A 9,464-nucleotide genomic window follows, 5' to 3' on the forward strand; every position below is an offset into this window, starting at 1 on the left:
GGGGAGCCGTCGGGAGCCTTCGGGCGCCTTCGGCGCAATGCGGGGGCCCCTGGCATCGGGGGCCGTGCGGGGTTTCCGTCGCCTCGCCTTCGGCGTTTGGAACTACGGGAGGCAATGCTGTGGACAGGCAGGATACCCAGCCGGGTCAGCCCGAGCCCGGCACCGGGGACGTCGGCGGCGACCCGTCCGGGRGCGACCACGACTCTTCCCCGGGCAGCCACGGCGGTTCCGGGTCCGGGCGCGTCGGTCCGCAGCTGGCTGCCCACATGCTCGCGGTGGTCGCGGTCGCCGCGGCGCTCGCGGTGCTCGTGTTCGCCCTCGCGGATCCCTCCCCCTCCCGGCACATGCGTGGCCTCCTGATCACGGTGAACCTCGTCTGCCTCGCCGGGGTGTTCACGGCGTGGCTTCGCGTGGCTCTCGTGGTCGGGGCCGCCAGGGCCCCCGGGGGAATCGAGTAAGCTCGGCCGGACATGCCGTGCGCCGGCGTACGTGTGTCCATCCGCTGGTCCAGGCCGACCACTCGTCATGATTGGTCGGCGCGCCTCCGGGTGGCCCGCGTGCCCTGATGATCGTCCGGATGTGCTGACGGGCGGTTCCCTCTCAGATCCATCGCGTCGAGCACGTTCGAGACGGCACAGGTTCCGGTCGCGGTCCCTCCTGCCACGGAAGATCCGTGGCCGCCAGAGTCCACAGGAGGTGGGTTCAGCCTTGGCACGTCATTATGAGCTCATGGTGATCCTCGATGCTGACCTCGAGGAACGCACTGTCGCGCCCTCTCTCGACCAGTACCTCGGTGTCGTCCGTCAGGGCGGCGGCGTGGTGGAGAAGGTCGATGTCTGGGGGCGGCGCCGRCTCGCCTACGAGATCGCCAAGAGTCACGAAGGCATCTACGCCGTCATCGACCTTCATGCGGAGCCCGACGTCGTCGCCGAGCTCGACCGTCAGCTCGTCCTCAACGAGTCGGTCATGCGCACCAAGGTCATCCGGCTTCCAGAGCCGAAGAAGCCACGTCAGAGCCGCCGGGCGGCGGCATGATCCGGTCCGCGGCGACGGCAGTCCCCGTGCCGTCGTGGGCCGCCGATCTCCGGGAGAGTGCCCATGGCCGGTGAAACCGTCATCACCGTCGTCGGCAACCTAGCCAACGACCCCGAACTGAGGTTTACCCCGAACGGTGCCGCGGTCGCCAGCTTCACCGTCGCATCCACGCCGCGCACCCTCGACCGCCAGACCAACGAGTGGAAGGACGGCGAGGCGCTGTTCCTGCGCTGCTCCATCTGGCGCCAGGCGGCGGAGCRCGTCGCCGAGTCGCTGCAGAAGGGCGCTCGGGTCATCGTCACCGGCCGCCTCAAGCAGCGGTCGTTCGAGACCCGCGAGGGTGAGAAGCGCACCGTGATCGAGCTCGACGTCGACGAGATCGGTCCGAGCCTGCGCTACGCCACCGCCAAGGTCGTCAAGGCCGCGCGTGGCGGTGGTGGCGGCGGTTACGGGGGCGGAGGCGGCTACGGCGCGCCTGCCGGCGCGYCCCCCGGCGCACCTGCCGGTGTTCCCGCGGGCGTTCCGGCCGGCGGCGGCTACGGCGGCGGTAGTGGTGGAGCACCCATCGATGACCCCTGGTCGCAACCGGCCGGCGGCTACTCCGACGAGCCACCGTTTTGAGCGGCCGGTCGTCGTCCTCGCGAACGACACAACGAGGTAGGAGCACACCCATGGCCAAGGCGGCCGTGCGCAAGCCCAAGAAGAAGGTTTGCGTTTTCTGCAAGGACAAGGTCGACTACATCGACTTCAAGGACACTTCGCTGCTGCGCAAGTACATCTCCGACCGGGGTAAGATCCGGGCCCGTCGGGTGAGCGGTAACTGCAGCCAGCACCAGCGCGACGTGGCGACGGCGGTGAAGAACAGCCGCGAGATGGCGCTGCTGCCCTACACCGCCTCGGCCCGGTAGGGGGTGGCAATGAAGCTCATCCTGACCCAGGAGGTCCCCGGTCTCGGCAGTCCGGGTGACATCGTGGAGGTCGCGAACGGGTACGGGCGTAACTACCTCGTGCCCCGCCGGTACGCGATCCTCGCGACCAAGGGCGCGGAGCGTCAGGTCGAGCAGATCAAGCGGGCCCGGTCGGCCCGCGCGGTTCGCGATCTCGGGCACGCTCAGGAGATCGCCGGTCARCTCGGTGGCCTCAAGGTCGAGCTGACCAGYCGGGCGGGCAAGGAAGGCCGCCTGTTCGGTTCCGTGACGGCGGCCGATGTGGTGGAGGCGGTGACCGCCGCGGGTGGCCCCGAGCTCGACCGGCGCCGCGTCGAGCTCACCACGCCGATCAAGTCCCTGGGCGCCTACACCGTCGCCGTGCATCTGCATCCCGAGGTGACCGCGACCGTGAAGCTCCAGGTCACGCAGGCCTGATCAGGTCTGACCAGGGCAGGGCGGGCCTGATCGCGGCCGGATGGGCCCGAGGTCAGGCGGGTCTGACGGGGTGGCATCCGCCGTTTCTCCCGCTGTACCGCCGCGCTCGCTGTACGGGCTCCCCTGGCCGACCGTCTCAGGTGGTCGGCCAGGGGAGTTCGTTGTGTGTGGGGCAAGGGGCGACGACCAGATCCGAAACTTTTTCTCATCCACAGGGCACTCGGGATGYAGGCGCCTGCCAGCTAGGTTTCGTCGAGGTTGTGGTCTCGGGTGTCCACAGGTTTCCGATTTCCGTCCCGATGTCCTCCCCAGGTTTCGGCCGGTTRCCCACAGCTTTTCCACAAGGGCCTGTGGATAACTTTTTGGTGGGTGTGCCCGCCGGTCCGTAAGGTCGGACCCTCCAGGCCGAGGAAGGTACTTCTAGCCTGATCGGGCCAGGCCTCCTTCGGTGACGCGGGCGGCGCCCGGCGAGAGGCTCACCGGGCGCCGCCCGTTCGGTCCCTGCTGGAAGCCCCGGCCGGTCGGGGGCGGAGCGGTCGTTGACAGCGGTTCCGATCTGTACGAACATACGTTCGAATACGGGTCTACGGGAGTCCCGGGAGGGTGCGTCGTGAGCGTCACCGAGATCTCGCGTGGTTCCGGTGGGAGTGCAGAGTTCGACCGGACTCCCCCGCACGACCTGCCCGCTGAGCAGAGTGTGCTCGGCGGCATGCTGCTGTCGAAAGACGCCATCGCCGACGTCGTCGAGGTCCTGCGGACGGGTGACTTTTACCGTCCCGCGCACGGCCTCGTGTACGAGGTCATCGGCGATCTCTACGGCCGGGGGGAGCCTGCGGACGTCATCAGCGTCGCCGCCGAGCTCAGCCRCCGAGATCTGCTCGAACGGGTGGGCGGTCCGGCCTACATGCACACCCTCATCTCGAGCGTGCCCACTGCGGCCAACGCCGGGTACTACGCCCGTATCGTCGCGGAGAAGGCGGTCCTGCGCCGCCTCGCGGAGGCCGGCACCCGCATCGTGCAGCTCGCCTACGGCGCGGCTCCGGACGTCAGCGACGTCGTCGACCGCGCCCAGGCGGCCGTGTACGAGGTGACCGAGCGCCGGACGAACGAGGACTACCTGCCGCTGGGGGAGCTGCTCAACCCGGCGTTGGAGGAGATCGAGTCCATCCAGGGGCACGACGGTTCGCTGACCGGGGTGCCCACCGGTTTCGTCGACCTCGACGAGCTGACCAACGGCCTGCACGGCGGCCAGCTGTGGATCGTCGCGGCCAGGCCGGCCGTGGGCAAGTCGACCCTCGGCCTGGACTTCGCCCGGGCGGCGTCGATCAAGAACGGGATGGCGTCGGTCATCTTTTCGCTGGAGATGAGCCGCATGGAGATCACCATGCGGCTGTTGTCCGCCGAGGCGCGGGTGTCCCTGCAGAACATCCGCACGGGCCGGCTCACCGACGACGACTGGGGTCGCCTGGCCCGCCGGATAGGCGAGGTCGCGGAGGCCCCGCTGTTCATCGACGACAGCCCGCACCTGACGATGATGGAGGTCCGGGCGAAGGCCCGGCGGTTGAAGCAGCGTAACGAGCTGCGTCTGGTGATCCTCGACTACCTGCAGCTGATGTCGTCGCCCAAGAAGGTGGAGAACCGTCAGCAGGAGGTCAGCGAGATCTCGCGGTCGCTGAAGCTGCTCGCCAAGGAGCTCGACKTTCCGGTGGTCGCCATCTCCCAGCTCAACCGCGCCTCCGAGCAGCGGGCCGACAAGCGTCCCCAGGTCTCCGACCTGCGCGAGTCCGGAAGCCTGGAGCAGGACGCCGACGCGGTGATCCTGCTGTACCGGGAGGACACGGTCGAGAAGGAGTCGGCGCGCGCCGGCGAGGCGGACCTCATCATCGCCAAGCACCGCAACGGGCCGACTGGCACCGTCACCGTCGCCTTCCAGGGTCATTACTCACGGTTCGTCGACATGGCGAACTGAATTCTCGGCCCGGGAGCGGGACGAGGCCCACGGGTGGAGAGCGCCAGCGGCCCGCCAGCGGCCCGGGTGGGTGCCCGGGTGTGTTTGGCGTGGTCATGGTTCATGTTGGCGGACCGCAGATCTCCCGATGCTGCCAGACTGGGCGGTATGAGTTTCAGGATCATCCATGGCGAGTGAGAGGCGGGACGGCGGGCGGCCCGCCGGGGCGGTCCTCGAAGTTGCCCGGTTCGACATCAAACCGGGCAGCGAGGACGATTTCGTCGCCGCGTATCACGGGGTGCGTGCGGAGCTCGTCGGCACGCCGGGCTGTCGTTCCGCGCGGATGACCCGCGGGGTCGAGTCACCGTCGAGTTTCGTGCTGCTCGTCGAGTGGGACAGCCTGGACGCCCATCTGACGAACTTCCGGGAGTCGGAGCGGTTTGTCCGCTGGCGTGCCGCCCTCGGCCCGTACTTCGACGGCACCCCGACGGTGGCGCACAGCGCAGACGTCCCCGCCGCTCCCGGCCCGGCCTGACCCTCGACGACCGCCGGACCTCTGATCATGGCAGCGTTCCTCGGGTACCTGTTTTTCGCGCCGCTTACGGCGCTCTTCTTCGGTTTCCTCATCTGGCTGGTGCCGGCGATCCTGCTCCGGAACACGGATGTGGTGAGCCGGCTGAACCTGCGGCCCTTCGCGTTCTTCGTCACCGGCTACGTCTTCAGCGGGCTGATGGCCCTCTACCTGCTGGTGCTGGACGCCGGCCACGACGTCGCGCCGGCGGCCGGCGCCGTCGCATCCCTGGCCCTCCTCTGGGCTGTTCGGCGGCAGTGGCGCCGGCATCGGCCACTGGGCACGCGGCAGGTGGCGAGCAGGCGACGTGGTGGCCCGGTCCAGCCGGTCCAGCAGGGTTACCCTGGCCCGCCGGTGCAGCCGGGTTACCCCGGCCCGCCGGTGCAGCCGGGTTATCCGCATCAGCCCGGCCACCCGTACCCCCCCATGCCGCAGGCCGGGCCGGTCGCGAGAGGTCCATCCGGGTATCCCGAGACCGCCGGATATTCGCTTACGCAGCCGGATCAGCCCCGCCCGGGCGGGGGAGGAGACGGTCCGGGCGGGGGAGGAGACGGTCCGGGCGGGGGAGAAGACGACCCGGCAGGCGGGGCGGGTGATCCCGGTCAGCCGGGGTATCAGTCTGGGCCCGCGGGTCATCGGGCGGCACCGGACGGCGGTCGCGGGGCCGGTCGGCGGATCGCCGGCTACCCCTGGGCCGTTCCGCCCAGCGGGCCCAGACCGGGGGGCCTACCACCCGGCGCGCCCCCGTCCCCGCCACCGGCCGAGGCGGACCCTGATTCCTGATCACGGGTTCTTGATTTCTGGTCCGGTTCCTGGTCTCTGGCGCCTGATTCCGTCGCTCGTCGTTCGCCGCCCGGCGGGCCGGGCGGCGCGACACGGCAGGCTGGACCCGTCCGGGCGGTGGCGTACCGTCGTGTCATCGTCTGTCAGTGCCGGCGGTCCCCGCCAGCAGTGCCACTGAATTGATCTTCGAGGTCGAGATGCCCGCCCTGCGCTCCCGCACCACCACCCACGGCCGGAACATGGCCGGCGCCCGCGCCCTGTGGCGCGCGACCGGGATGACCGACGACGACTTTGGCAAGCCGATCGTCGCCGTGGCTAACAGCTTCACCGAGTTCGTCCCGGGGCATGTGCACTTGCGTAACCTTGGCTCGCTGGTGGCCGGGGCGGTGGCCGAGGCCGGTGGGGTGGCGCGCGAGTTCAACACCATTGCCGTGGACGACGGCATCGCGATGGGGCATGGCGGGATGCTCTACTCGCTGCCGTCCCGCGAGCTCATCGCCGACAGCGTCGAGTACATGGTGAACGCCCACTGCGCCGACGCCCTGGTCTGCATCTCCAACTGCGACAAGATCACCCCGGGGATGCTGCTCGCGGCACTGCGGCTGAACATCCCGACCGTGTTCGTCTCCGGCGGAGCGATGGAGTCGGGCAACGCGGTCATCTCCGGCGGCACGGCTCGGTCCAGGCTGGACCTCATCACCGCGATGTCGGCGGCGGTCAACCCGGACGTCTCGGACGGCGACCTGTCGACGATCGAGCGTTCGGCCTGCCCGACGTGTGGATCCTGCTCCGGCATGTTCACGGCGAACTCGATGAACTGCCTGACCGAGGCGATCGGGCTGTCCCTGCCCGGCAACGGGTCGACCCTGGCCACCGCCGCCGCCCGCCGTGAGCTGTTCGTCGAGGCCGGGCGCCTCGTGGTCGACCTGGCGCGGCGCTATTACGAGAAGGACGACGAGGCGGTCCTGCCCCGGTCGATCGCGACCGCCGCCGCCTTCCGTAACGCCTTCGCGGTCGACGTGGCGATGGGCGGCTCGACGAACACCGTGCTGCATCTGTTGGCCGCCGCCGTCGAGGCCGGCGTTGACGTCACCCTCGCCGACATCGACCAGATCTCCCGCACCGTCCCCTGCCTGTGCAAGGTGGCGCCGAGCTCCACCCGTTACTACATGGAGGACGTCCACCGGGCGGGCGGCATCCCCGCGATCCTCGGCGAGCTCGACCGGGCCGGGCTGCTCGACCCGGACCCGCACACGGTGCACTCCGCGAGCCTGCGCGAGTTCCTCGACCGCTGGGACGTCCGCGGCCCGAGCCCCTCGCCGGACGCGATCGAGCTGTTCCACGCGGCGCCGGGTGGCGTGCGCACGATCGAGCCGTTCAGCTCCACCAATCGGTGGGACACCCTTGACACCGACGCCAGGGACGGTTGCATCCGTTCGGTCGAGCACGCCTACTCCGCCGAGGGTGGGCTCGCGGTGCTGTTCGGCAACCTGGCCGTCGAGGGCGCCGTCGTGAAGACGGCCGGTGTGGACGAGGGCCAGTGGACCTTCCGCGGCCCGGCGCTCGTGGTCGAGAGCCAGGAAGAAGCGGTCGACGCCATCCTCACCGGGCGGGTCAAGGCCGGGAATGTGATCATCGTCCGCTACGAGGGCCCTCGCGGCGGTCCGGGGATGCAGGAGATGCTCTACCCCACCGCGTTCCTCAAGGGCCGCGGTCTCGGCCCGAAGTGCGCCCTGATCACCGACGGCCGGTTCTCCGGCGGGAGCTCCGGACTGTCGATCGGTCACGTCTCCCCGGAGGCGGCCCACGGCGGGACGATCGCCCTGGTCCGCGACGGGGACATCATCGAGATCGACATCCCGGCCCGCCGRCTGGAGCTCGTGGTCTCCGACGAGGAGCTGGCGAGCCGACGCGCGGCGCTGGAGGCGGCCGGCGGCTACCGTCCCACCGGGCGGGAACGGCCGGTGTCCATGGCGCTGCGGGCCTATGCGGCGATGGCGACCTCGGCCTCCACCGGTGCCGCGCGCGACGTCGGTCTGCTCGGCGGCTGATGAGGCGGCGTCCGGGCGGGCCTGGTTCGGACCGGGCCTGGTTCGGACCGGGACGGGTTCAGACCGGGACGGCGGCGGGGGCGGACGACGGCGTCGCGAGCGTCACGGCAAAATCCCCATCGGGATCCGTCCACTGCCGCGCCACCGCCCAGCCCGCCAGCGCAAGCTCCGAGGCGATGCCGTCCAGGGTGAACTTAGCGCTGATCTCGGTGAGGATCTCCTCCCCCGGTTGGAAGTCGACCGTAACGGCGAGGGTCGCGATCGAGACGCGCTGCTCCCGAACGGAACGTAGCCGCATCTCGATCCAGGAGTTCTCGGCGTTCCAGACCGCCACATGCGCGAATCCGCGGATGTCGAAGTCGCCCCCGAGTTCCCGGTTGATCACCGTCAGCACATTGCGGTTGAAAGCGGCGGTGACCCCGGCACCGTCGTCGTACGCGGCGACGAGGCGGTCGACGTCCTTGACGAGGTCCGTTCCCAGTAGTAGGGCGTCGGAGCTCTCGGCCTGCTCGCGCAGCGTACGGAGGAGGTTCTGCCGCTGCGCAGGGCGCAGATTGCCGACCGTGCCGCCGAGGAAGGCGAGCAACCGATGGCCACCTCGGGGCAACTGGTGCAGATGCCGTTCGAAGTCCCCGACCACGGCCGCCACGGAGAGCCCCGGGTAGGTGGTGAGGATTCCGCGACCTGCCCGCACCAGGGCCGCCTCGTCGACATCGAAGGGGATGAAACGGCGGAGGTTGCCGGCCGCCCGCAGCGCGTCGAGCAGCAGCCTGGTCTTGTCGGAGGTTCCCGATCCCAGCTCGACGAGGGTGTCGGCCGGACAGGCAGCCGCGATCTCGTCGGCGTAACTGACCAGGATGGCCCGTTCCCGCCGGGTCGGGTAGTACTCCGCCAACCGGGTGATCTTGTCGAACAGCATGCCGCCGGTGGTGTCGTAGAACCACTTCGGCGGCAGCTCGCGGGGGCTCGCGGTGAGGCCGGCGAGCACGTCGCGGGCCAGCGTGACGGCGCGATCCGACTCGTGCAGGTGGCGGTCGACGGAGAGGCCCGGGAACGGGATCTCCGCCGTGCCGTTCGCGCCCGTCCCCTCAGGGACGGCATCATCCGCTCGGGTGGTTGTCGGAGTCCTTGGTGTCATGGATGTACCCTCCATCAACGTGGTGCAACCCACGGTAACTGATCTAGGAGATCATGTTACGAAGAGTGACTTGATGTGTGTCGGCTACCAGGAGGTGATGGTCCGGAACGTCCACCCAGCCCGGTTCGTCATCGTCTGGTTCGCTTGCGACCAGGACTCCATCCTTCTCCCTCCGGTATGACAGGCTGTCCCGCCAGGCGGTCGCCACGATCTGGGTTCCATCCACCACCAGCAGGTTCAGCCGGGCCCGCTCGCCCGAACCCGCCGCGTCCAGCGACAGCACGACCTCGGCGACCGCCTCGGCGAGTGGACGCTTCCCGGCGTGCTCCCACACCAGCGCGGCGAGCAGCGCGGAGTCGCACGTCGAGTCCGGGACCGGAGCGTCGGGCCGGTCGCGCAGCATCCGCCGGACGGCCACCGGGTCGACCCGGCCGTTGTGGCTGAGCAGCCGGTGGCCGTCGGTGAAGGGAGCCGTCGCGCTTTCTTCGATCGGCATGCCGACGGTGGCGCTACGCACGGCCGCCAGCACGCAGCCGGAGGCGACCGCGCCGGCGATCGAGGCGTACGAGGCGTC

The 9,464-nt window shown here is 69.9% G+C and carries 11 protein-coding genes; 9 read left to right on the plus strand and 2 right to left on the minus strand.

Translation table 11 applies throughout. The features are described 5' to 3' along the window. Positions 1–119: 119 nt before the first annotated feature. The 9 genes from KBI5_RS18110 to ilvD all read left to right on the plus strand — a co-directional run bounded on the left by KBI5_RS18110 (position 120) and on the right by ilvD (position 7,752). On the plus strand, positions 120–458 hold the full coding sequence (locus tag KBI5_RS18110; protein ID WP_085015920.1) for a hypothetical protein: 339 nt from the start codon (positions 120–122) through the stop codon (positions 456–458). A 250-nt stretch (positions 459–708) separates the two neighbouring features. Further along, positions 709–1,035 carry a 30S ribosomal protein S6 gene (rpsF, locus tag KBI5_RS18115; RefSeq protein ID WP_011438876.1) on the plus strand — a complete coding sequence of 109 codons (327 nt, stop codon included), beginning with the start codon at positions 709–711 and terminating at the stop codon, positions 1,033–1,035. A 63-nt stretch (positions 1,036–1,098) separates the two neighbouring features. Then, the gene (locus KBI5_RS18120) at positions 1,099–1,656 is read left to right on the plus strand and encodes a single-stranded DNA-binding protein (RefSeq protein ID WP_085015921.1); all 558 of its coding nucleotides are present in this window, start codon (positions 1,099–1,101) and stop codon (positions 1,654–1,656) included. Between the two features lie 50 nt (positions 1,657–1,706). Then, on the plus strand, positions 1,707–1,943 hold the full coding sequence (gene rpsR / locus KBI5_RS18125) for a 30S ribosomal protein S18 (RefSeq protein ID WP_011438874.1): 237 nt from the start codon (positions 1,707–1,709) through the stop codon (positions 1,941–1,943). A gap of 9 nt (positions 1,944–1,952) precedes the next feature. After that, positions 1,953–2,399 carry a 50S ribosomal protein L9 gene (gene rplI, locus KBI5_RS18130; protein WP_011438873.1) on the plus strand — a complete coding sequence of 149 codons (447 nt, stop codon included), beginning with the start codon at positions 1,953–1,955 and terminating at the stop codon, positions 2,397–2,399. A 610-nt stretch (positions 2,400–3,009) separates the two neighbouring features. Continuing rightward, positions 3,010–4,368 (plus strand): replicative DNA helicase, encoded by a 1,359-nt coding sequence (gene dnaB, locus KBI5_RS18135; RefSeq protein WP_085015924.1) that lies wholly within the window; start codon positions 3,010–3,012, stop codon positions 4,366–4,368. Positions 4,369–4,534: 166 nt separating this feature from the next. After that, positions 4,535–4,882: an antibiotic biosynthesis monooxygenase family protein gene (locus tag KBI5_RS18140; RefSeq protein ID WP_011438871.1), complete on the plus strand. Its 348-nt coding sequence runs from the start codon at positions 4,535–4,537 to the stop codon at positions 4,880–4,882. Positions 4,883–4,909: 27 nt separating this feature from the next. Then, on the plus strand, positions 4,910–5,701 hold the full coding sequence (locus tag KBI5_RS18145; RefSeq protein WP_085015922.1) for a hypothetical protein: 792 nt from the start codon (positions 4,910–4,912) through the stop codon (positions 5,699–5,701). A gap of 197 nt (positions 5,702–5,898) precedes the next feature. Further along, on the plus strand, positions 5,899–7,752 hold the full coding sequence (gene ilvD / locus KBI5_RS18150) for a dihydroxy-acid dehydratase (RefSeq protein ID WP_011438869.1): 1,854 nt from the start codon (positions 5,899–5,901) through the stop codon (positions 7,750–7,752). 58 nt (positions 7,753–7,810) lie between these two features. On the opposite strand, the gene egtD is transcribed toward ilvD, so the two are convergent. Both egtD and KBI5_RS18160 read right to left on the minus strand, forming a co-directional pair. Next, a complete protein-coding gene (gene egtD / locus KBI5_RS18155; protein ID WP_011438868.1) occupies positions 7,811–8,890 on the minus strand; it encodes an L-histidine N(alpha)-methyltransferase in 1,080 nt (359 codons plus the stop codon). Positions 8,891–8,933: 43 nt separating this feature from the next. Then, on the minus strand, positions 8,934–9,464 hold a 531-nt coding region (locus tag KBI5_RS18160; RefSeq protein ID WP_085015923.1), incomplete at its 5' end, for a class II glutamine amidotransferase.

It is taken from the genome of Frankia sp. KB5, assembly GCF_002099325.1.
Classification (GTDB): domain Bacteria; phylum Actinomycetota; class Actinomycetes; order Frankiales; family Frankiaceae; genus Frankia; species Frankia casuarinae.